This window comes from Knoellia altitudinis, from assembly GCF_042666355.1.
Classification (GTDB): Bacteria; Actinomycetota; Actinomycetes; order Actinomycetales; family Dermatophilaceae; genus Knoellia; species Knoellia altitudinis.
The window spans coordinates 1803931-1825661 of sequence record NZ_JBHTDK010000001.1 but is presented as its reverse complement, the minus strand read 5'-3'; the positions used below and the strand labels follow the sequence as shown (position 1 = coordinate 1825661).

22 protein-coding genes are annotated in these 21731 nt (G+C 67.8%); 12 read left to right on the top strand and 10 right to left on the bottom strand.

Features of this window, described 5'->3' with window-relative positions; translation table 11 throughout:
• Positions 1-293: 293 nt before the first annotated feature.
• Positions 294-830 carry a putative immunity protein gene (locus ACFQW8_RS08545; RefSeq protein ID WP_380086576.1) on the bottom strand — a complete coding sequence of 179 codons (537 nt, stop codon included), beginning with the start codon at positions 828-830 and terminating at the stop codon, positions 294-296.
• Between the two features lie 160 nt (positions 831-990).
• Here ACFQW8_RS08545 and ACFQW8_RS08540 point away from each other — a divergent pair, with 160 nt between their 5' ends.
• The 3 genes from ACFQW8_RS08540 to ACFQW8_RS08530 all read left to right on the top strand — a co-directional run bounded on the left by ACFQW8_RS08540 (position 991) and on the right by ACFQW8_RS08530 (position 2968).
• A complete protein-coding gene (locus tag ACFQW8_RS08540) occupies positions 991-1422 on the top strand; it encodes a hypothetical protein (RefSeq protein WP_380086575.1) in 432 nt (143 codons plus the stop codon).
• A gap of 129 nt (positions 1423-1551) precedes the next feature.
• A complete protein-coding gene (locus ACFQW8_RS08535; RefSeq protein WP_380086573.1) occupies positions 1552-2373 on the top strand; it encodes an SDR family NAD(P)-dependent oxidoreductase in 822 nt (273 codons plus the stop codon).
• Positions 2374-2389: 16 nt separating this feature from the next.
• Positions 2390-2968, top strand: coding sequence for a GNAT family N-acetyltransferase (locus ACFQW8_RS08530; protein ID WP_380086571.1), 579 nt, complete (start codon positions 2390-2392; stop codon positions 2966-2968).
• Positions 2969-3016: 48 nt separating this feature from the next.
• Here ACFQW8_RS08530 and ACFQW8_RS08525 read toward each other — a convergent pair whose 3' ends face one another.
• A complete protein-coding gene (locus ACFQW8_RS08525; RefSeq protein WP_380086570.1) occupies positions 3017-4375 on the bottom strand; it encodes an APC family permease in 1359 nt (452 codons plus the stop codon).
• A 199-nt stretch (positions 4376-4574) separates the two neighbouring features.
• Between ACFQW8_RS08525 and ACFQW8_RS08520 the strand changes: the two genes are divergently transcribed.
• Positions 4575-5018, top strand: a complete 444-nt coding sequence (locus ACFQW8_RS08520) for a YkvA family protein (RefSeq protein WP_380086569.1) — start codon at positions 4575-4577, stop codon at positions 5016-5018.
• A gap of 56 nt (positions 5019-5074) precedes the next feature.
• Here the strand turns inward: ACFQW8_RS08520 and ACFQW8_RS08515 are convergent, their stop codons facing one another.
• The 3 genes from ACFQW8_RS08515 to ACFQW8_RS08505 all read right to left on the bottom strand — a co-directional run bounded on the left by ACFQW8_RS08515 (position 5075) and on the right by ACFQW8_RS08505 (position 7120).
• Positions 5075-5878 carry an alpha/beta fold hydrolase gene (locus tag ACFQW8_RS08515; RefSeq protein ID WP_380086568.1) on the bottom strand — a complete coding sequence of 268 codons (804 nt, stop codon included), beginning with the start codon at positions 5876-5878 and terminating at the stop codon, positions 5075-5077.
• Between the two features lie 209 nt (positions 5879-6087).
• Positions 6088-6609, bottom strand: coding sequence for a M23 family metallopeptidase (locus tag ACFQW8_RS08510; protein ID WP_380086567.1), 522 nt, complete (start codon positions 6607-6609; stop codon positions 6088-6090).
• Between the two features lie 172 nt (positions 6610-6781).
• Complete coding sequence (locus tag ACFQW8_RS08505; protein WP_380086566.1) at positions 6782-7120, bottom strand: VOC family protein; 339 nt, start codon at positions 7118-7120, stop codon at positions 6782-6784.
• Positions 7121-7438: 318 nt separating this feature from the next.
• Between ACFQW8_RS08505 and ACFQW8_RS08500 the strand changes: the two genes are divergently transcribed.
• From ACFQW8_RS08500 to ACFQW8_RS08475, 6 genes are all read left to right on the top strand, one after another.
• Positions 7439-8611 carry an MFS transporter gene (locus ACFQW8_RS08500; RefSeq protein ID WP_380088633.1) on the top strand — a complete coding sequence of 391 codons (1173 nt, stop codon included), beginning with the start codon at positions 7439-7441 and terminating at the stop codon, positions 8609-8611.
• Between the two features lie 35 nt (positions 8612-8646).
• On the top strand, positions 8647-12363 hold the full coding sequence (locus ACFQW8_RS08495) for a nitrate reductase subunit alpha (RefSeq protein ID WP_380088632.1): 3717 nt from the start codon (positions 8647-8649) through the stop codon (positions 12361-12363).
• Positions 12363-14012: a nitrate reductase subunit beta gene (gene narH / locus ACFQW8_RS08490; protein ID WP_380086565.1), complete on the top strand. Its 1650-nt coding sequence runs from the start codon at positions 12363-12365 to the stop codon at positions 14010-14012. The genes ACFQW8_RS08495 and narH overlap by 1 nt, the downstream gene beginning before the upstream one ends.
• Positions 14009-14743, top strand: coding sequence for a nitrate reductase molybdenum cofactor assembly chaperone (gene narJ / locus ACFQW8_RS08485; protein ID WP_380086564.1), 735 nt, complete (start codon positions 14009-14011; stop codon positions 14741-14743). The genes narH and narJ overlap by 4 nt, the downstream gene beginning before the upstream one ends.
• Positions 14740-15468 carry a respiratory nitrate reductase subunit gamma gene (gene narI, locus ACFQW8_RS08480; protein WP_380086563.1) on the top strand — a complete coding sequence of 243 codons (729 nt, stop codon included), beginning with the start codon at positions 14740-14742 and terminating at the stop codon, positions 15466-15468. Before narJ ends, narI begins: the two co-directional genes overlap by 4 nt.
• 98 nt (positions 15469-15566) lie before the next feature.
• Positions 15567-15899, top strand: a complete 333-nt coding sequence (locus ACFQW8_RS08475) for a cupin domain-containing protein (protein WP_380086562.1) — start codon at positions 15567-15569, stop codon at positions 15897-15899.
• Between the two features lie 361 nt (positions 15900-16260).
• On the opposite strand, the gene ACFQW8_RS08470 is transcribed toward ACFQW8_RS08475, so the two are convergent.
• From ACFQW8_RS08470 to dnaB, 4 genes are all read right to left on the bottom strand, one after another.
• On the bottom strand, positions 16261-16869 hold the full coding sequence (locus ACFQW8_RS08470; protein WP_380086561.1) for a hypothetical protein: 609 nt from the start codon (positions 16867-16869) through the stop codon (positions 16261-16263).
• A complete protein-coding gene (locus ACFQW8_RS08465; protein ID WP_380086560.1) occupies positions 16869-17738 on the bottom strand; it encodes an ImmA/IrrE family metallo-endopeptidase in 870 nt (289 codons plus the stop codon). Before ACFQW8_RS08465 ends, ACFQW8_RS08470 begins: the two co-directional genes overlap by 1 nt.
• Complete coding sequence (locus tag ACFQW8_RS08460; RefSeq protein WP_380086559.1) at positions 17735-18073, bottom strand: helix-turn-helix domain-containing protein; 339 nt, start codon at positions 18071-18073, stop codon at positions 17735-17737. The genes ACFQW8_RS08465 and ACFQW8_RS08460 overlap by 4 nt, the downstream gene beginning before the upstream one ends.
• Positions 18074-18392: 319 nt before the next feature.
• Positions 18393-19766 carry a replicative DNA helicase gene (gene dnaB, locus ACFQW8_RS08455; RefSeq protein ID WP_056142925.1) on the bottom strand — a complete coding sequence of 458 codons (1374 nt, stop codon included), beginning with the start codon at positions 19764-19766 and terminating at the stop codon, positions 18393-18395.
• Between the two features lie 459 nt (positions 19767-20225).
• Here dnaB and ACFQW8_RS08450 point away from each other — a divergent pair, with 459 nt between their 5' ends.
• Complete coding sequence (locus ACFQW8_RS08450; RefSeq protein ID WP_380086558.1) at positions 20226-21011, top strand: thioesterase family protein; 786 nt, start codon at positions 20226-20228, stop codon at positions 21009-21011.
• A gap of 21 nt (positions 21012-21032) precedes the next feature.
• Here ACFQW8_RS08450 and ACFQW8_RS08445 read toward each other — a convergent pair whose 3' ends face one another.
• Positions 21033-21308: a DUF2277 domain-containing protein gene (locus ACFQW8_RS08445; RefSeq protein ID WP_380086557.1), complete on the bottom strand. Its 276-nt coding sequence runs from the start codon at positions 21306-21308 to the stop codon at positions 21033-21035.
• Positions 21309-21376: 68 nt separating this feature from the next.
• Between ACFQW8_RS08445 and ACFQW8_RS08440 the strand changes: the two genes are divergently transcribed.
• The gene (locus ACFQW8_RS08440; protein WP_380086556.1) at positions 21377-21730 is read left to right on the top strand and encodes a YidH family protein; all 354 of its coding nucleotides are present in this window, start codon (positions 21377-21379) and stop codon (positions 21728-21730) included.
• Position 21731: the final 1 nt, after the last annotated feature.

Here is a 21731-nt window from a genome sequence, read left to right as displayed (position 1 = left end):
GTGAGCGTGTGGTCGGCGGGGCCGGGTGGGCCCGGGATCATCGAGCCGATGGGTGCGCACAGAGACCACCGTGGCGGTCGCGACCTACACGTCGGCCGGCTTCGAGCTGGTGTCGCAGAGACGGGAGCGGCGGCGGGCCGCCCAGACCTGACCTCGGTCAGCGGATGAAGAGGTTGAGACTGATCGTGAGGAGGATGGAGAGGATCAGGGAGACCACGATCATCATGAGGCATCCCTTGCCTCCGCCGACGGGTCGAATCTGCACAGGGCTCATGCCCTGATCGTGGCACAGGTCAGCAGCTCCGCTGACCATCGTGACCTGCGAAGACGGACCAGCAGATGTCGTTGCGCCGCTCCTGGTCCTCCAGGACGAGGTCACGAACCCGAGCCGGCAGCTGGTCACGCTGCCACTGGCACTCACGTCGCATCGCCTCCTCCCGCTCGGCAGACGCCACCGCTGCACCCACGGCCTTGATCGCATAGGCCGCCGCGCCCAGGTCGTGCTCGGGAACGTGAGCGACGCAGGCGGCCTGCCCGGCGGCATACGCCGCGAACCGTGCCGCCCCACGCAGGGGTCGCGCGGCACCCATGGCGTGGCCACCAGCGGCCCGCGACACCATCATCGGGACCTCGCTGCGCACCCAGGCACGGGCGTGCTCGATGGCCCGTCGAGGGCGATCGTCTCCGGGCTGGATCGTCTCGAAGAGGTCGAGGACGTGCTCGGCACACGTGGCGGCCCACAGCGCGAGGAGATGGTGGTCGGCGTCGGTGAGCGTCCCCCCACGGCGGATCGTCACGAGTCGCGGGTCACGGACCTCAGGCAGGATCACGCCCCACCGTCCCACGATCTCACCGTGGCTGGTCCGGAAGATCCCGGCTGGACGGGACCGCTGCCCCTGTCGATCGGGACGCCTGACCCAGCACCGTTGGCAGGCATCAGCGGTGCTCCGACGCGGACCACCGGACAGAAACCCACAGGAGGAAACACCCATGACCCACCGGACAACCCTGCGCCGCGCCGGCCTCGCCGTCGCTGCCGCCGGCACGGCTGCCGTTCTCGCCGCGGCGCCGGCGATGGCCCACCACTGCTTCGTCCCGATGTACAGCCTCGACGGCCCCACCTCGGCGAACTGGTTCGTCCTGTCCGCGCAGGACGGTGCGTTCTTCGAGGCCGGCTACGAGGCCGAGTGCGACGCCGCGGTCGATGCGGGCTACGAGGCCCTGCGCTCCGCCGGCCTCCCCGTCGGCCTCAAGATCTTCGAGAAGATGACGATCGGCGACCCGAAGCACACGGGGCGCATGAACCCCAACGGCGCCGACGGCAAGGGTCTGGAGTACTTCGGGGCCGGCTCGGAGCTCCCGACCCAGATGGTCCACGCCTGGATCGAGGGTGCCGACTCGGCGGACTGCGACCCCTCCTGACCGACACGGCACAGCCACACCAGGTCCCACGGAGCGCGCCCGCACGTCGTGCTCCGTGGGACCTCTCGGCGTCTCGTGGGAGAGTCGAGCCCACGCGCGGCACCCACGACCACCCCGGAGAAGGCCCACATGGCTGAGCAGCAGACCATCGTCATCACTGGAGCGAGCGACGGTATCGGCGCCGCGGCCGCGGGCCAGCTCCAGGCCCTGGGCCACCGGGTCGTCCTCGTCGGCCGCTCCCCCGAGAAGACAGCAGCCGTGGCTCAGCGGCTCGACGCCCCCTCGCACGTGGCCGACTTCGCCGACCTCGACCAGGTCCGCGGGCTGGCCACCGAGCTGCTCGCCGCCCACCCACGCATCGACGTGCTCGCCAACAACGCCGGCGGGCTCTTCGGTCAGGAGAGCACGAAGAACGGCTTCGACAAGACGTTCCAGGTCAACCACCTCGCCCCCTTCCTGCTCACCCACCTCCTCATGGACCGGATCGTCGAGTCCCGCGCCAGCGTCATCCAGACGTCGAGCGCCGCCCACCGGTTGTTCGGCCACCTCGACCTCGACGACCTCGGCAACGCCAGGAGCTGGAGCGCCAACAAGGCCTACGGCGACGGCAAGCTGGCCAACGTCCTCTTCACGCGAGAGCTGCACCGCCGCTTCCACGACAAGGGAGTCAACGCCGTCGCCTTCCACCCCGGCGTCATCGCGACGAACTTCGCCAACGACACCTCCAGCCTCATGCGGTTCGTCTATCGCACTCCCCTGGCCCGGCTCCTGACCGGCGTGGAGTCCGGCGGCGGACGACTCACCCGGCTTGCGGCAGGCATCCCCGGCACGACGTGGGAGCCCGGTCGCTACTACGAGAACGACAGGGTCGGCAAGATCAACCCGCAGGTCAAGGACGATGCCCTGGCTCGCGGTCTCTGGGAACGCAGCGAAGCGCTGCTCGGTCTCTGAGGCTGGAGCCAGGTCCATGGAGGACGACTACACGACGCGGTTGCTGGTGGCCGACACGTGGGACGACTTCGCCGCTCTTGTCGAGGCGAACAACGGTGTGTGGGGAGGCTGCTGGTGCATGGGCTTCCACCCGGAGGGCTTCGGTGCCACGCCGAGCGCCGCCGGCAACCGAGCAGCCAAGGAGGCTCACGTCAGGGCAGGGACGGTCCACCAGATGCTCGTGTATGCCGGCGACCAGTGCGTGGGCTGGTGCCAGTTCGGGAGCCCGGCCGAGCTGCCCAACATCAAGAACCGCAAGGCCTACGACAAGGACGCCGCGGACCTGCCGGACTGGCGGATCGGGTGCATCTTCACGGGCAGCAGGCACCGCGGCCAAGGTGTGGCACGGGCCGCCGTCACGGCCGTTCTGAAGGAGATCGCCGAGGCTGGTGGCGGGATCGTCGAGGCCTACCCGGAGCAGGTCGACGAACGCCCGCCACAGCGGGGGGCCTACCTCCACACCGGACCCGAGAGCCTCTTCGAGGAGCTCGGGTTCGAGCGCGATCGCCGGATCGCGAAGTGGCGCTGGGTCATGCGTCTCACGCTCACCGCGTGACGCAAGGCTTCGGTATGCCGTGTGCGCACGGCATACCGAAGACGTCACTCACTTGTCCTGCAGCTCCTCGGCGTCCTCGGCCACGGTGCCCTCACGCTTGCGGGCGTGGCGGGCGATGAAGAAGAGGATGGACCCGACCACGACGTAGGACAGGGCGATCAACCACGTTTGGGCGCTCTGCTGGGTCAGCAGCGCGATGCTGGCGATCAGGGCAATGATCGAGACGGCCTTGGGCGCTGTGAAGTGCTTGTGCTCGACCTTGTCCTTCTTGAGGACGAGGACAGAGATGTTGGCCGAGATGAAGACCAGCACGAGGAGCAGCACGGTCGTGTCCGCGAGGAGGCCGACGTCGCCGACGAAGCTCATGGCCATCGTCACCGCGCCGATCACGAGGATCGAGACCCACGGCGTGCGACGGGTGGGGGCCACCCGGCCGAAGATCTCGGGCAGCAGGCCCGCCTCGGCCAGGCCGTAGGTCGCGCGGCTGGCCATGACCATGAAGAGCAGGGCGCCGTTGCCGATGGCGATGAGGGCGATGGTCGCGAACAGCCACGGCGGGAACGACAGGCCGGAGGCGGTGATGACCGACAGGAGCGGGCCCTCGGACTCGGCCAGCTCCGCGGTCGGCACCACTGCGGCAGCGCCCAGGGCGATGAGCATGTAGATGACGCCGGCGGTCAGCAGGGCACCGAAGAGGGCTCGAGGGTAGGCCCGGCTGGGGTCCTTGACCTCCTCGGCCATGTTGGCCGCGGCCTCGAAGCCGAGGAACGAGAAGAACGCGGTGATGGTCGCCGCGAAGGCGCCCTGGGCCGGGGAGATGCCCTCGGCGAAGGTCGTCACCCGGCTGATGTCGCCGTCGCCCTTCCCGAGCACGATCGCCGCGACGACGATGATGATGATGAGTCCGGTCGCCTCGATGACCGTCGCGCCCACGTTGGCCATGAGCGACTCGCGCACGCCGCGCAGGTTGATCGCGACGAGGGCCGCGATGAAGACGAGCGTCACCGGCACCTGCGGCAGGTCGATCAGCGCCTTGAGGTAGTCACCGGCGAAGGCGTTCGCGAGCGCCGCGGAGGTGGTGATCCCCGAGGAGAGCATGAGGAAGCCGATGAGGAACGTGACGTAGGGCTTGTCGAACGCCCGCTCGGCGTAGCGCGCGGCGCCACCGGCGTGCGGGTACTTGGTGATCAGCTCGGCGTAGGTGCCCGCGGTGAGCAGTGCCAGCACCAGGGCGAAGATCAGCGGCAGCCAGATGGCGCCACCGACGTCCTTGGCCATGCTGCCGACCAGGGTGTAGATGCCGGCCCCGAGGGTGTCACCGACGATGAAGAAGAAGAGCAGCAGCGGAGTGATGCCGCGCTTGAGCTTGGTGTCCGTCTCGCCGGTGTCCGACAGTGTTTGGGCCATACGGCAGGGTGGCACGCCGAGGCGCTCGATGCGACTGCACACACCGACCAAGTTTTTTTCCCGTGACGAGGGAAACCGGTGGTCAGCGACGGATCCCACCGAAACCGCGGCCGTCGTGGCCCGCGCTGGTGGCCATCCGACGACGGCGCTCCGTGAGTGATGATGACCTCGTGATGATCGAGCTCTGGGGGTCGCGCCGGTGAGTGTCGTGGACGAGTCCTCGTGGTCTCTGGCCTTCGCCGTCCTGGGTGGCCTGCTCCTGTTCTGGACCTGCCTGCTCGTCACTCTCTGGTTCGCGCGTCCCGACGAGCTCCGCCTGCGGGACGCCCTGCGGCTGCTCCCGGATGTCGTGCGGCTCGTCCGCAGGTTGGCAGGCGACTCCTCGCTCCCTCGAGGCGTCCGGCTCCGGCTCGGCATCCTCCTGGCCTACCTGGCCATGCCGATCGACCTCGTGCCGGACTTCATCCCCGTCATCGGGTATGCCGACGACGCCGTGGTCGTCGTGGTCGTGCTGCGTTCCGTGGTCCGCCGCGCAGGAGTGGCGGCACTCGAGCGCCACTGGCCCGGCACCCCGGCCGGTTTCGCTGCGGTATGCCGCGTGGCCGGCTTGGGAGATGGGGGTGAGCGCAGCGGTCGGGCCTGACAACCCGGGTGGACCACCCGGCATACATCACGGTTTCGGTTGGCCGTGGGTGGACCTCAGAGCCAGGTGTCCACCAGGGTGTGGAAGTCGGCCGGCCGCTCCATCGACGGCAGGTGACCGACGTCGGCCCAGTCGACACGTCGGGATCCGGGGACTCCCTTGACGACCTGGCGGGCCGCGTCCTGGACGGTGTCGAGGTCGAGTCCACCGACGAGGACGAGCGTGCGGGCTCGGACGTCGGCGAGCCGCTCCAGCGTGGGTGGCTCCAGCTCGCGCTCCTCGACGTCGTCCCAGTCGGCCGTGACCTCGAAGGCGCGCCGCTGCATCTGCCGAACGTCGTCGCAGAGCCTGACGTCCATGTCCGCTGTCTCGCGCTGCGGGCCGGCCACCCAGGTCGTGATGTTGGCCTCGACGGCGGCATCGAGGTCGCCGGCCCCCAGTGCCGCGCGCTCGGCGTCGAAGAAGGCCTGCAGGTCCGGGGTGAGCTCGGCCAGCAGCGACCCTCCCGGCGCGGCCAGGAGCAGGGACTCGACCCGGTCAGGAGCCAGGAGTGCGGACTCGACCGCGACGCCCGCGCCGAAGGACGCGCCGACCAGGTGGCACCTCTGGATGCCGAGCTCGTCGAGGGTGTCGAGGACGTCCTGCGGGTGGGAGACCGGGCCGTCAGGTCGGGCGTCGGAGTCGCCGAAGCCGCGCAGGTCCAGGCGGATCGCGTCGTGCGTCGAGGTGAGTGCGGACCACTGCGCGTCCCACATCCGCCGGTCGGCGACGCCGGCGTGGATGAGGACGACGGGCAGCGCGCCCTTCGGCCCGGCTCGGTCGTATGCCGTCGCGAAGGTGGTGCGTGAGCCCGCGGTCATCAAGGTCCTTCCGCCAGGAGTGTCCCGGTCACCGAACCAGAGCCTGCGGGTGGCGGCAAGCCGGTTTCGCTCCTGTCGGCCCCAGACGCGAGAACCTCCGGGCGGGGCGGGACTGCGAAGTCCACACCTCACCCGGAGGTTCTCGGGTTCCACGGGTCGAGTCACATCATCGAGCGACCTCGACCATGTGGCCCGGCGTCAGAGGTCGGTCACGGCCACAGGTTGGGGTTCCTGTCCGAGCCGTAGGCGCCGTAGCGGGGGCGGCGCTCCAGGTGGAGGTGCGGGCCAGAGGTTCTGCCGGTGTTGCCGGAGTAGCCGATGAGCTGCCCCGTCGAGACCCGCGCACCATCGAAGACGCGTCGGCTCGACAGGTGGCAGTAGCCCCAGTCCGAGCCGTCCACGTTGTCGTTGATGAGGATCATGGTGCCGTAGGCGTCACCCCAGGCCGCGCGGCCGGTGCGGACATCTCCGCCGATGGTCGCGTAGACCGGCGTGCCGACCGGGCAGCCGATGTCGACTCCGGTGTGATAGCCGGCCGCCCAGTCGCCGGGAATCCTCCACGCTGCGGTGATCGGGTGTGCGGTGGGGTTCCTCACCGGCCGCACGTAGGACGCGGCCTGGGCTGCTGGCGCTGCGGCGATGCCGCCCAGGGCCAGTCCGGCGGCCGTTGCGCCCCCGCTGAGGATGATCCGTCGACTGGGCATACGCGACGATTCCTGGTGGTCTGTCATGACAGTTCTCCCGAGTCTGCTGATGACCGGGGTTGAGGATCATGAGACGACGCCCATGCCATCAGCCCGCGCTCGCTTGTCTTGGTCCGTTCATGCAATGTCTGACTTGCACAACACAGAACGTCCCAAACCCCACTGCGAAAGCTCTGCGAAACCGCTGCGAGGCCTGGCATCAGGCCTCGACGCAGAACTCGTTCCCCTCGGGATCGGCCATGACGACGATGTCGCCGTCCTCACCGATGACGGTGGCACCAAGAGCACGAAGCCGCTCGACCTCGGCCCCCACCGAGCCCATGGCGCGTAGGTCGAAGTGCTGGCGGTTCTTCGCGGTCTTGCCCTCGGGGACCCGACGGAACCACAGCTTGGGTCCACCCCACCCGGCCGGCTCGACCCACGCCCGGTCCTCCGTGCTCTCCTCGTCGACGGTGGATCCGAGCGCTGCCGCCCAGAAGGCCGCCAGCAGCAGCGCGCTCGAGCAGTCGAAGGTCACGGACTTGACGTAGGCGGCCATGGACAGACCGTAGGCCGCATCAGGCCGTGACCGGAAGATCCTCGCGTCCCCCTGAGTCGGGACCTTTGGCCCTGATGGTTCAACGCTTCGTCGGGTTGCCTTGGCTGCGCACCACCTGCCCCGGATCAGTGTTCGGTTCACGCGAGCTGACGGGTCCCACTTCCGCCGGAAAGGCCGCATGACATGAGTCCGTCCATTGCCAAACCCGGCGCAGGGGTCCATGGTGGGCCGGGAGAGCCCCGACGGGAGGGCACGATCGTGACGAACGTATTGGCGCCCGTAAGCGAGACTCCGACGGCCACCAGATCACCGTGGGTGATGCTCACCATGGCCACCATCGGCTTTGCGGTGAACTTCTGGGCCTGGGCCCTGATCAGCCCGCTCGGCCCGCTCTTCCGGACGACCGGAGCCCTGGGGGACCTCACCGAGTCCGACGTGGCACTCCTCGTCGCCGTGCCGGTCATCGTGGGCTCCCTCGGCCGCATCATCGTCGGTGGACTGACCGACCGGTATGGCGGCCGGGTCATGTTCCCCATCGTCTCGGGGGTGACCATCATCCCCACACTGTTCATCGCATTCTTCGCCCTGGACTCCTACGCCCTGCTCCTCGTGGGCGGCTTCTTCCTCGGGATCGCCGGGACCGCCTTCGCCGTCGGTGTCCCCTTCGTCAATGCCTGGTTCCCGCCCGAGAAGCGCGGCCTCGCCATCGGCATCTTCGGCGCCGGCATGGGCGGCACCGCGATCAGTGCGTTGACCACCGTCAAGCTCACCGACGGGCTGGGAGGGAAGTCACCCTTCCTCATCACGTCGGTCGTCCTTGCCGCGTATGCCGTGGCAGCCTGGCTGTCCCTGCGTGACGCACCCGGTCGCGTGGTGCCCACCACCTCGCTGGCGTCACGGATCTCGGCCAACTCTAGGCTCGCCATCACGTGGCAGGCCTGTCTGCTGTATGCCGTTGCCTTCGGTGGGTATGTCGCGTTCTCCGTCTACCTACCGGCATACCTCAAGGCGGCTCACCAGCTCACTCCGGCCAGCGCGGCCAACCGCATGGCCGGCTTCGTCCTGGTTGCCGTGCTCATGCGTCCCGTCGGAGGCTGGCTCGCCGACAGGTTCGGCGCGATACCGGTGCTGGCGGCTGGTTTCGGCGTCGTCGTCGTGGGCGCCGGCATCTCGGCCGGGACGCCTCCGCTTCAGGGGATCGGCACGATCGCCTTCCTCGCGATGGCTGCCGCCCTCGGCTCCGGAAGCGGCGCCACCTTCGCCCTCATCGCCAAGGTGACGGAACCGTCCCGCGTCGGGGGTGTGACCGGACTCGTCGGCGCCGCCGGGGGTCTCGGTGGGTTCGTCCCGCCGCTGATCATGGGCTACGTCTACGGCCGCACCGACTCCTACGCCATCGGCCTCTGGATGCTCTGCCTCACTGCTGCCCTGGCCCTGCTCCTCACCGTCACCGTCGTCCGACGCACCGTCCAAGGACAGGAATCTCGTTGACCCCCTCCCGGAAGAAGCCCACGACCGACATCGGGATGGACGGCTCCCTCACGGAGGCACTCGTTCGCAGCAGGAGGTTCTTCACCCGAGGGACCGTGTCCGACGACCTTCGGACCATCTCGCAGACCGGGGGGCGGGAGGCCGATGACTTCTACCGCGACCGCTGGAGCCACGACAAGGTTGTGCGGTCCACGCATGGGGTGAACTGCACCGGCTCCTGCTCGTGGAAGGTCTACGTCAAGGACGGGATCATCACCTGGGAGACCCAGCAGACCGACTATCCCTCCGTCGGCCCGGACTCCCCTGAGTACGAGCCGCGCGGATGCCCCCGTGGCGCGGCATTCTCCTGGTACACCTACTCCCCCACCCGGGTCCGCTACCCCTACGTCCGTGGCGTCCTGCTCAAGATGTTTCGCGAGGCCAAGGCCCAGAACGACGGAGACCCGGTCAGGGCGTGGGAGCACATCGTCGAGAACCCGTTACGGGCCAAGGCCTACAAGTCCGCGCGCGGCAAGGGTGGCCTGGTCCGGGCGACCTGGGACGAGGCCAGCGAGATCGTCGCGGCGGCGCACGTCCACACGATCAAGAGGTACGGCCCTGACCGGGTCGCCGGGTTCTCGCCCATCCCCGCGATGTCGATGGTCTCCCACGCCTCCGGTGCCAGGTTCGTCAACCTCATCGGCGGCTCCATGCTGAGCTTCTACGACTGGTACGCAGACCTCCCCGTCGCGTCCCCGCAGGTCTTCGGCGACCAGACCGACGTCCCCGAGTCCGGTGACTGGTGGAATGCCGGATACCTCATCATGTGGGGGTCCAACCTCCCCGTCACCCGCACCCCCGACGCGCACTGGATGGTCGAGGCTCGCTACCGCGGGCAGAAGGTCGTCGCCGTCGCCCCCGACTACGCGGACAACGTGAAGTTCGCCGACGAGTGGCTGCCCGCGAAGCCCGGCACCGACGCTGCCCTGGCCATGGCGATGGGTCACGTCGTGCTCAAGGAGTTCTTCGTCGACAGCTCGACGCCCTACTTCACCGAGTACGTGAAGTCCTACACCGACCTCCCCCACCTCGTGCGCCTCGAGCAGGCTGCTGATGGCGAGTACACCGCCGGCAAGTTCCTCACCGCCGCAGACCTCGTCGACCACGCCGACGATGAGAACGCCGCCTTCAAGACCGTGCTCATCGACTCGAGCACCGGTGAGGCCGTCGTGCCCAACGGGTCCTTGGGTCACCGCTATGGCGAGGCCGGTGTGGGCAAGTGGAACCTCGACCTCGGCGAGGTCGACCCCGTTCTCTCCCTCCTTGACTCCGCATCCGAAGTGGTCGTCGTGCGTATGCCGCGCTTCGACACTCATGATGGTGCCGCCGCCGACCTGCCCCGTGGGGTGCCCGTGCGCCGGGTGGATGGTCACCTGGTCACCACGGTCTTCGACCTCCTGCTCGCCCAGTACGGCGTGGGTCGATCGCACCGGGGTCAGCCGCTCCCGGGGGCTTGGCCCACCGGAGACAACAAGGGTTACGACGACGCGCAGGCGCCTTACACGCCGGCGTGGCAGGAGACGATCACCGGTGTGCCAGCGGCCACTGCCGCTCGGATCGGGCGTGAGTTCGCGCAGAACGCCGAGGAGTCCAAGGGCCGATCCATGATCGTCATGGGGGCCGGCACCAACCACTGGTTCCACTCCGACACGATCTACCGCGCCTTCCTCACCCTGACCAACCTCACCGGCTGCCAGGGAGTGAACGGCGGCGGCTGGGCCCACTACGTCGGTCAGGAGAAGGTCCGACCGATCACGGGCCACACCCAGATCGCCAACGCCCTCGACTGGAACCGCCCTCCGCGCAACATGATCCAGACCGCCTACTGGTACCTGCACACCAACCAGTTCCGCTACGACCAGTTCGGCGCGGACACGCTCTCGGCCACCACCGGCAAGGGTCAGCTTGCGGGCAAGTCCACGGCCGACGTCATCGCCCAGAGCGCGCGGATGGGTTGGATGCCGTCCTACCCCACGTTCGACCGCAACCCGCTCGACCTCAGTGACGACGCCGCGGCTGCAGGGAAACCTGTCGGTGAGTACGTCGTCGAGCAGCTCAAGTCCGGCGACCTGGACTTCGCCGGCGAGGACCCCGACGCACCCACCAACTACCCACGGATCCTGTCGATCTGGCGGGCCAACCTGCTGGGCTCGTCCGGCAAGGGCAACGAGTACTTCCTCAAGCACCTCCTCGGAACCGACTCCTCGGTCCGCGCCACCGAGACACCCGAGGCGCAGCGTCCCATCGACGTCACGTGGCGAGACGAGGCGCCCGAGGGCAAGCTCGACTTGCTGATGACGATCGACTTCCGCCAGACGAGCACGACGATCTTCTCCGACGTCGTCCTCCCGGCTGCGACCTGGTACGAGAAGCACGACCTCAACACCACGGACATGCACCCGTTCGTGCACTCCTTCAACCCCGCCATCGCGCCACCGTGGCAGACCCGCACCGACTGGGACGCGTGGCAGACGATCGCCGAGAAGTTCAGCGAGCTCGCGGCCACCCACCTCGGTGTCCGCAAGGACGTGGTGGCGGTGCCGCTCACCCATGACACGCCGGACGCGATGGCCAACCCGCATGGCGTCGTGCGCGACTGGAAGAAGGGCGAGTGCGAGCCGATCCCCGGGGTCACCATGCCCAAGCTCGTCGAGGTCGAGCGCGACTACGGCGCCGTCGCCGAGAAGATGAACGCCCTCGGCCCTCTGGTGGACACCCTCGGTGCCACCACCAAGGGCGTGACCTTCGAGCTGGGCAAGCAGGTCGACAACCTCAGGGCCAAGAACGGCGCCGTCCGAGGCGGGGTGGCCGACGGACGGCCGTCGCTCAAGAAGGACGTCAACGTCTGCGAGGCGATCCTCGCCCTGTCAGGAACCACCAACGGGCACCTGGCGACGCAGGGTTTCAAGACCCTCGAGAAGCGCACCGGCGTCCGGTTGGCAGACCTCGCGGAGGAGCACGAGGGCAAGCAGATCACCTTCGCCGACACCCAAGGTCCGCCCGTCCCGGTCATCACCTCACCGGAGTGGTCGGGCTCCGAGACGGGTGGCCGTCGCTACTCCCCCTTCACCATCAACGTCGAGCGAAAGAAGCCCTGGCACACGCTGACCGGGCGGATGCACTTCTATCTCGACCACGACTGGATGACGGAGCTCGGGGAGGGCCTCCCCGTCTATCGACCACCGCTCAACATGGCCGCACTGTTCGCCGAGCCCGCTCTCGGCACCGTGTCCGACGGATCAGCCGGACAGGTCGAGGGCTTGACCGTGCGCTACCTGACACCGCACAACAAGTGGTCGATCCACTCGGAGTACCAGGACAACCTCTTCATGCTCTCGCTGTCGCGCGGCGGGCAGAACATCTGGATGAGCGACCGTGACGCCGCCAAGGTCGGCATCGCGGACAACGACTGGATCGAGGCGGTCAACCGCAACGGCGTCGTCGTGGCCCGGGCGATCGTCTCGCACCGCATGCCGGAGGGAACGGTGTACATGTACCACGCGCAGGACCGGCTCATCGACGTACCGCTGGCCGAGACGTCAGGCAAGCGCGGCGGCATACACAACTCACTGACCCGGCTGCTCGTGAAACCGAGTCACCTCATCGGCGGCTACGCGCAGCTGACGTTCGCCTTCAACTATCTCGGCCCCACCGGCAACCAACGTGACGAGGTCACCATCATCCGCAAGCGAAGCCAGGACGTGACGTACTGATGAAGGTCATGGCGCAGATGGCGATGGTCATGAACCTCGACAAGTGCATCGGGTGCCACACCTGCTCGGTCACGTGCAAGCAGGCGTGGACCAACCGCTCGGGCACCGAGTACATCTGGTTCAACAACGTGGAGACCCGACCCGGCCTGGGCTACCCGCGCACCTACGAGGACCAGGAGAAGTGGAAGGGCGGCTGGGAGCTCACCAAGGGCGGTCGCATGAAGCTCAAGGGCGGCGGGCGCCTGAAGAACCTCATGACGATCTTCTCCAACCCCAAGCTGCCCTCGATCGGTGAGTACTACGAGCCGTGGACCTACGACTACTCGACCCTGACCGACGCGCCGGCCCAGGAGCACACGCCCGTGGCACGGCCCAAGTCGCTCATCAGCGGCAAGAACATGAAGATCGAGTGGTCGGCGAACTGGGACGACGACCTCGGTGGCTCCACCACCACCGCGCACCGTGACCCGATGCTCGCGAAGATCGCCGACAAGGTGAAGTTCGAGTTCGAGCAGACGTTCATGTTCTACCTGCCGCGGATCTGCGAGCATTGCCTCAACCCCTCGTGCGCCGCATCGTGCCCCAGCGGCGCGATCTACAAGCGCGAGGAGGACGGCATCGTCCTGGTGGACCAGGACAAGTGCCGCGGCTGGCGCAAGTGCGTCTCGGGCTGCCCCTACAAGAAGATCTACTTCAACCACCGCACCGGCAAGGCCGAGAAGTGCACGTTCTGCTTCCCACGCATCGAGGTCGGCCTCCCGACGGTCTGCGCCGAGACCTGCGTGGGCCGACTGCGCTACATCGGGCTGATGCTCTACGACGCCGACAAGGTTCTCGCGGCCGCGTCGACGACCGACGACCAAGGACTGTACGAAGCCCAACGCGACGTCTTCCTTGACCCCTTCGACCCCGAGGTGATCCGCGAGGCCGAGGCCGCTGGCATCGCCCGGGACTGGATCGACGCGGCTCAGCGCTCGCCGATCTATGCACTGATCAACACGTTCAAGGTCGCCCTGCCGCTGCACCCGGAGTACCGCACCATGCCCATGGTCTGGTACATCCCGCCTCTGTCGCCGGTCGTCGACGTCGTGGCCGAGACCGGGGAGGACGCCGAGGACAAGGGCAACCTCTTCGCCGCGATCGACGCCCTGCGCATCCCCGTCGAGTACCTTGCTGAGCTCTTCACGGCTGGCGACGTCGCCCCCGTGGACGCCGTGCTCAAGAAGCTCGCAGCCATGCGTTGCTACATGCGCGACATCAACATGGGCCGCGACCCGGACGGTTCGATCCCGGCCGCGGTCGGGATGAGCGAGGAGGAGATGTATGACATGTACCGCCTCCTCGCCATCGCGAAGTACGAGGAGCGCTACGTCATTCCCGCCGCGCACGCCGAGCAGGCGCACTCACTGGAAGAGCTGTCCACGGAGTGCTCCGTCTCGGAGTACGGCGGCGGGCAGCAGGACCTCCTGGGCGAGGGCTCCGGCAGGCCGACGCCGCTCGCGGTCGAGAACTTCGAGATGTTGCAGGACCGGCAGACGTCCGACTCTCTCTCCGGGTCGGAGAACAAGAGAGGCCGCGTCAACCTGCTCAACTGGGATGGCAAGGGCTCACCGCCCGGGATGTTCCCGCCGACAGGCTCCGACTCATGAGCAGCCGGCGACCCAGACCGACCATGCCCCCCGACCAGCTCACCATCGTGTGGCAGTCGGTCTCCCTCCTCCTCGACTACCCGGACGAGGACCTCCTCGCCCGCACCGACCTGCTCCGCTCGGCATCACATGGCGTGCCGGACACGGTCGGCGACTCCCTCCGGGCCTACCTCGACCACCTCGAGGCCACACCGCTCCCAGAGCTCCAGGCCGACTACGTCGAGACCTTTGACAACAGACGACGCTGCAACCTCTTCCTGACCTACTTCGCCCACGGCGACACCCGCAAACGCGGGATGGCGTTGTTGCGCTTCAAGCAGGTGTACCTGAGCGCCGGGTTCGCGCTCGACGACGCAGAGCTGCCCGACCACCTCTGCGTGGTCCTGGAGTTCGCCGCCACCGTCGACCAGGGTCTCGGCCGCGACCTCATGCTCGACCACCGGGCGGGACTGGAGCTCTTGCGTATCTCGCTGCGGGACCTGGCTTCACCGTGGGCGAGCCTGATCGACGCGGTGACGGCCACGCTGCCACCGCTTCGCGGCGAGGAACGGGACGCCGTCCGGCGCCTCGCTGCCGAAGGACCGCCCGAGGAAGAGGTCGGGCTCGCTCCCTTCGCGAACCCGCAGTTCAGTCCGGGGGTGCCCACCGGCGCCGCCGTGGGTGCTGCACCGGGTGCTGCATCAGCGTCCATCTCGCTGCCCATGCCGTCGTTCCCGGGAGCCCGCACATGAACGAGTTCTTCTTCATCATCTTCCCGTACCTCTGCCTGACGACCTTCGTGGTCGGCCACCTGTGGCGCTATCGCTACGACAAGTTCGGCTGGACCACCAGGTCGTCCCAGCTGTACGAGAACCGCCTGCTGCGGATCGGAAGTCCGCTCTTCCACTTCGGGATGCTCGGCGTCGTTGCTGGGCACATCATCGGCCTGCTCGTGCCACAGTCCTGGACGGACTGGGCCGGCATCAGCGAGCACACGTACCACGTGGTGGCCGTCGGAGGCGGCCTCTTGGCCGGGGTCATGACGGTCGTCGGCATGGTGATCCTCATCTACCGCCGACGCACCGTCGGCCCGGTGTTCTCAGCGACCACGGTGATGGACAAGGTCATGTATGCCTTCCTCGCAGTCGTCATCGTCCTGGGCATGTGGAACACCATCGCCGGGTCGATCCTGACGATCGGCGGCGAGTACAACTACCGCGAGGGCGTGTCCGTCTGGTACCGGTCGTTCCTGGCCTTCCAGCCCGACGCGGCACTCATGGCGGAGGCACCGTTGGGATTCAAGCTGCACGCCCTGGTCGCCTTCGCACTCTTCGCGCTGTGGCCCTTCACCCGCTTGGTCCACGTCTTCAGCGCGCCCGTCGGCTACCTCACCCGCCCCTACATCGTCTACCGCAGCCGCGACGACAACAAGCTCGGCAGCCACCAGCCACGTCGAGGCTGGGACCGGGTGGGGTGAGGCGTCTCAAGGCATCTGCTGCCGGTGGGCGCGGCGGCGCTCACCGACGCCCATCGGCGGCACCCACGTCATCGACTGTCCACGACTGAGGAGAACCCATGCAGAAAGAGTCCCTGACCGCGCTGGTCCAAGAGCACCTGGCGACCGCCGCGACGGCGTCGAGCGGGCGTAGCGCCCACACGATCTACGGAGGACACGAGCACAGCCTTCGCCAGACCCTCATCGCGCTGCGCGCGGGGTCGAGCCTGGACGAACACGAGAACCCGGGCGAGGCGACTCTCCACGTCCTGCACGGCCGCGTCACCCTCGTCGCAGGGGACACGACGGAGAACGGTTCACCGGGGGACCTGATGACCATCCCCGACTCCCGGCATGCTCTTGAGGCGATCGAGGACTCTGCCGTGCTGCTGACAGTGGCTCTGCGGAGCTGAAGGCGCGCCCTGGCCCGTCCCTACAGGTGGGTCGTCTACTTCCCTTTCTTGCTCGTGCTCATCGTCGCCTCTTCGTGTGTCGTGTCACACGTGTGGAGCGACAGCAACTGCCACCGCTCGCGACATGAAGTGTCACCGGTGACACCTCACGTCGCTCATCCACAGGAACTCGTAACGGAGCCCGCCCCGGCTTTAGGTGGCGAGTGTCCCCTGGCTCGACCTTGAGCCGAGATGGCGGCCCCTGGTGGCGGCCTAGCTGCTCAGGCTGTATATGAGACTTTGCCTGCTCCCGCGCATCCGTAGGACGGACACTCCCAAGGACGGTCGCCTCGTCAGCCGCGGGAGCCCCGCCCCTTCGCGCCTACCAGGGTGGGCTGTCGAGCAGGTCCGTTTGAGTGATGTGGACGAGCCCGTCGTCGCACCGGCGCAGTGCCTCGTAGACCTTGCGCATGTGGGGCTTGTCGGCAATGAGGCTGAGACCCACCGCGCTTTTGAGGATGTGAGGGGTGTCAGTGAGCGTCAGTGCCCCGTATGGCTTCCCCTGAACCTTCAACCGGTTGAGGCGTCGGGCTTGCGCGGCCGCCATATCGACTCCGTTGCGATCGTCGATGATGACGGTCACGTCAGTTCCCTGCTCGGCGATGGTGACCGCATGGGCGATCACCATGAGTTCGCCGAGGTCCTTGGCTTGGCTGCGGCGGATGCCCAGAGGTTGGTGGCTGATCTGCTGCACGGCTGCGTCGAGTTCGGGGGTCTCGTCGTCAAACAGGACAGAGACGTACTTGTGCTGTACCAGACGGGTCCACACGGCCGGTGCTGGGGCGAACCGGGCGTCCCGTCCAGCCTTGTCGTGGAGTTCAGTTTGGACGGTCTCCGGGGCCGAGAGGCGGCCAACTGAGCGCAGCAGGATGTTCTCGTTGCGGGTCGCGAGGAAGTTAAGCGCTGGACCCGCGTCGATGATGACGGGCATCAGTCGGCGGCCTGGTCGTCACCGGTCAGGTCGGAGTGAGGTCCAGGAAGGTCGTCAAGTTCGTCGAGCTCGGCGAAGTCGGCGTCGGTGGGGACGGGCAGGTCCTTCAGGGATGCCCAGGCGATCTCTTCGGTGACTGGCTCGATGGCTGCTTCGGCGAGGTCGGCTGCGACCTGTTCGGCGGTTATCCCGCGAATGCGGGCCAGCGACTGGAGCGCGACAACGTTGTTGGTGTACCCAGCAACAGCCCAGGCAAGGAGTTGTTGGGGTGCCCGGCGCGTCATCGACTCCTGCTGCATCGCCCGGTACTGGTCTGTCCAGCCGTACCGTGCGGCCAGAGTGGGGGTGCTGGTGTCCATCCACTGGCCCTTGACCTGTGCGGTGATAAGGCGGGCCCCGTGCAACTGGATCGCAGCCAGGCTCGGTGAGATTTGAAACGCCTGGACCAGGGCAGACAGGTCGCCCAGCGTTGGGGTCCTGCCGTCGCGGAAGGTGTGGGTGAGCGCGGAGATGGGCAGGAGGAGGTGTCGGGCGAACCCGTCGGCCCGGATCTCCTCATGGCTGCGCTTGGCCCATCCGCCCGACTGGGCGGGTCTGCGGTCACCGAACAGGACGTGGGCGAGTTCGTGAGCGAGGGTGCTGCGCTGTCGCATCGTGTGGGGTGTGCGTGCCGCAAACAGGACGAGGTCGTCGCGGACCGGGTCCCGCATGACAAGGCCGTGCTCGTCCACGTTGGCGTCAAGGATCGCGACGTCGACCTTCTGGGTCTGTTCGATGAGGGCGACGAGGTCGCTCAGTGGAGCGTGACCCAGGTCGTGTTCGCGCCGGAAATGCTCGGCCCGCGCTTTCCCTTCAGCTTCGGCGGTCATGCGGGGCGCGGTATGCCCTGGTCTTCGAGGTAGGCGGCCAGTTCGAGGTAGAAGGTCAGTTCGTTGATGACGCCTTCCATGCTCCCCGCGTCGCCCGCCCGCGCGGCGCATTCCACGCGCTCACGCACGTTGGATCGGCCGGTCAGTTCGGCCACCGTGCAGCCCAGGGCCCACGAGAGCGAGAGAATCTCGTTCATCTTCGCGGGCCGGGCGCCGCTCTCGATCCGGGAGAGCGTGGCCTGGTTGATGCCCGTTTGCTCTTCGAGGGCGCGCTGGGAGATCCCGGCGGCCTCTCGGGCGCGTCGAATCCGGTCACTGGTGGTGGTGACAGTCATTTTGAATCATCTCTCCTCGTTCTGATTCAGAGGATAGCCGCATGGGGAGACAGAGCAAAGGAGGAAGGGGTGATGAGTCTTTAACGACCGACTCGTGTGAGTTAGGGGCGTAGCCGTGGCCAGGGTGGACCGGGCCGCCCCGCAGGCTGCGATAGTGAAGTACCGGGCGGAGCAGAGCGCGGAGGCGCGGGCGCATCTCACCCTTATCCACAATCAACGGTGACACTCATACGTCGCAGCTGGTGACACTTCCGGTCGTCACTTGTGACACTCCATGTTGCGAGCGGTGACACTGCGGTGTCGCTACACAACACGACAGCTAGAAGCCGCCGTCGCGCGCCATGTTGCTGAACCGGCTGTAGTGACCCTGGAAGGCCAGCACGATGTCTGCGGTCGGGCCGTTGCGGTGCTTGGCCACGATGACGTCGGCCTCACCGTCACGCTCGGGGTCGGACCGGTCGCGGTGGAGCAGGATCACCATGTCGGCGTCCTGCTCGATCGATCCCGACTCACGAAGGTCGCTCATCTGGGGCCGCTTGTCGGTGCGCTGCTCCGGACCACGGTTCAGCTGCGAGATCGCGATGACCGGGACCTCGAGCTCCTTGGCCAGGAGCTTGAGCGCACGGGAGAACTCGGCGACCTCCTGCTGCCGGGACTCGACCTTCTTGCCCGAGCTCATCAGCTGGAGGTAGTCGATGATCACCATGCGCAGGTTGTGCTGCTGCTTGAGTCGTCGGCACTTGGACCGGATCTCCATGAGCGACATGTTGGGCGAGTCGTCGATGAAGAGAGGCGCATCCGAGATCTTGCCCATGACCCGCGCCAGCTTGTTCCACTGCTCCTGGCCCTTGAGACCCTTGCGGAGGTCCTGGAGCTGGATCGTGGCCTCGGCCGACAGGATGCGCATCGTGATCTCGGTGCGGCTCATCTCGAGTGAGAACACGGCGGTCGCCATGTTGTGCTTGATCGCCGCCGCCCGAGCGATGTCGATGCCAAGAGTCGATTTGCCCACGGCAGGTCGAGCTGCGATGACGATCATCTGGCCGGGGTGGAGACCGTTGGTCAGGGTGTCGAGCTCGAGGAATCCGGTCGGCACACCGGTCAGGTCGTCGGTGCGGCCGGCGGCCGCCTCGATCTCCTCCATCGTCGCGTTGAGGAGCTCACCGAGCTGGTGGTAGTCCTCGCCGCCCCGCTTCTCGGCGACGGAGTAGACCTCGGCCTGAGCGCGGTTGACGATCTCGTCGACGTCGCCCTCACCCTGGCCGTAGCCCATCTGGACGATGCGCGTGCCGGCCTCGACGAGCCGCCGGAGCACCGCCCGCTCGTGGACGATCTCGGCGTAGTAGCCGGCGTTGGCGGCGGTCGGCACCGACTGGATGAGCTGGTGGAGGTAGGCCTGGCCACCGACGCGGGTGAGGTCGCCGCGTTTGCCCAGCTCGTCGGCGACGGTGATGGCGTCGGCGGGCTCGCCACGGCCATACAGGTCCAGGACCGCGTCATAGATCAGCTCGTGGGCCGGGCGGTAGAAGTCTGTGGACTTCGTCACCTCGAGGCAGTCGGCGATCGCATCCTTGTTGAGGAGCATGGAGCCGAGGACGGACTGCTCGGCGCCGAGGTCCTGGGGTGGGAGCCGGTCGTCGGGCGGACCGTCGCTCGAGCCGGTGTAGCTGCTGCTGAGCTCCGCGATCGACACCCGCCGCCCCTTCCCGTTTCCACTCGTATGCCGTGGAGACAGCGTGTCAGCGACCTCAGACAGTCCGCCGCACTCTGCTCCGATGAACCCGGTTCGGACCTGTGCCGCGATCCCGGATCGACCCAACGTAGGACCTCTGCGGCCCCGTGACCAATCCCCCGAAACTCCCCTGAGGACAACCTGTGGACGGCTCGTGGAAAACGCCCGACCTCGTTGTGCACAGCCGGTGGACAGCCCTGTGGACAGAATCCTGACCCAGCCCGTCGCAACGCTCTGACCTGCAGGTTCATCGTGCACCGGGTGTGCGCAAAAGAAAGATTCGGGCGTGTCTCGTGCACATGGGCTGGCTCACACCGCCGGCCAGACCACCCGGTCGAACCCCCCATTTCCAGCTGCCTACTCCGTGGTAGGCCCCACCTGCACCACCACTCGCAGCGAGCGTGCGACAGGATCAGGACCATGGCCTACTTCGAACGCACCGGCCCCACCACCTACCTCGCCACCGACCACACCGGTGGCGCCTGGGCCCTCGACGAGCAGCACATCGCACCCGCGCTCGGGCTGCTCGCCCACGTGGTCGAGACCGACCGTGACGAGCGCCGTCCAGACAGCCCGGACAACCCCGCCCTACCGCTCGCCCGCCTCTCCTACGACATCCTCGGCACCCTCCCCATCGGCGAGGTCGACACGACCGTCACGGTCCAGCGGCCGGGTCGCACCATCGAGCTCGTCGAGGCCACCCTCAGCCACGGTGGCCGCCCCGCCGTCATCCTGCGCGCCTGGCTCCTCCAGCCCCGTGACACCCGGTCCGTCGCCGGGTCCGCCACCCCGACCATCCCCTCGCCCGACGAGACCGAGCCCTGGGACCCCACGACCGTGTGGCCCGGGGGGTTCATCCGGACCATCCACCTGCGCCGTGCCCAGACCGGGCCCGGGCGCGCCCACTTCTGGGCCCGCACCGACGAACCCCTCGTCGCCGACGAACCCGTGTCGACCACGGCCGCAGCCATCGGCGTCCTCGACATCGCCAACGGGATGACCGTGCGCGAGGACCCGACCCGGGTCGCCTTCCCCAACCTCGACCTCACCGCCCACATGGTCCGGGCGCCGCGACCCGGCTGGGTCGGCTTCGACACGACGGTCACCTTCGGCGACGACGGCATCGGCCTGACGAGCAGCGTCGTCCATGACGAGGACGGCCCGATCGGCACGCTCAACCAGATCCTCACCGTCCGGCCGCGATAGCCGGCGACGGTTCGCCCGGGCTCAGCCTGCGCGGCCGTACCTCTCGGCAGAACGCGCCCTCGCCTTCGCCGCCTCGACCTCACGGTCCTTGGGCGGCGCCGTCGTCACGAGGTGGTTGAGCAGGTGCTGGGTCGCGTCCGCGACCTCGCGCACCGCGGCGTCGAACGCCTCCTGGTTCGCCTGTGACGGCTTGGTCGCCCCACTCACCTTGCGCACGTACTGGAGCGCCGCGGCATACACCTCGGAGTCCGTGGCGGGTGGCTCGAAGTTGTGCAGCTGTCGGATGTTTCGGCACATGCCTTCAATGTATGCCGGTGAGTCGCCTTCCAAAAGGCCTCACCACCCGCGGTCGATAGGGTCAAGAGATGGGAGAGACACCCCGGCGCGTCCTCGGACCCGGCACCGAGCCCGACCCCCGGTTCACCCTCGCCAACGAGCGCACGTTCCTCGCCTGGATCCGCACCGCGCTGGCCCTCATCGCTGGTGCGGTCGCCATCGAGGGCTTCTCGATCAACCTCGACGAGACCGTCCGCGGCGTTCTCGCGGTCCTGCTCATCCTCCTCGGAGCCACCGTCGCCGTCGGGGCGGGAGTGCGCTGGCTGCGGGTCGAGCAGGCGATGCGCCAGGGCCGGCCGCTGCCCTTCCCGACGCTCATCCCGTTCCTCGTCCTCGCGACCGTCGTCGCCTCCATCGTCCTGCTGCTGCTCGTCCGACAGTGAC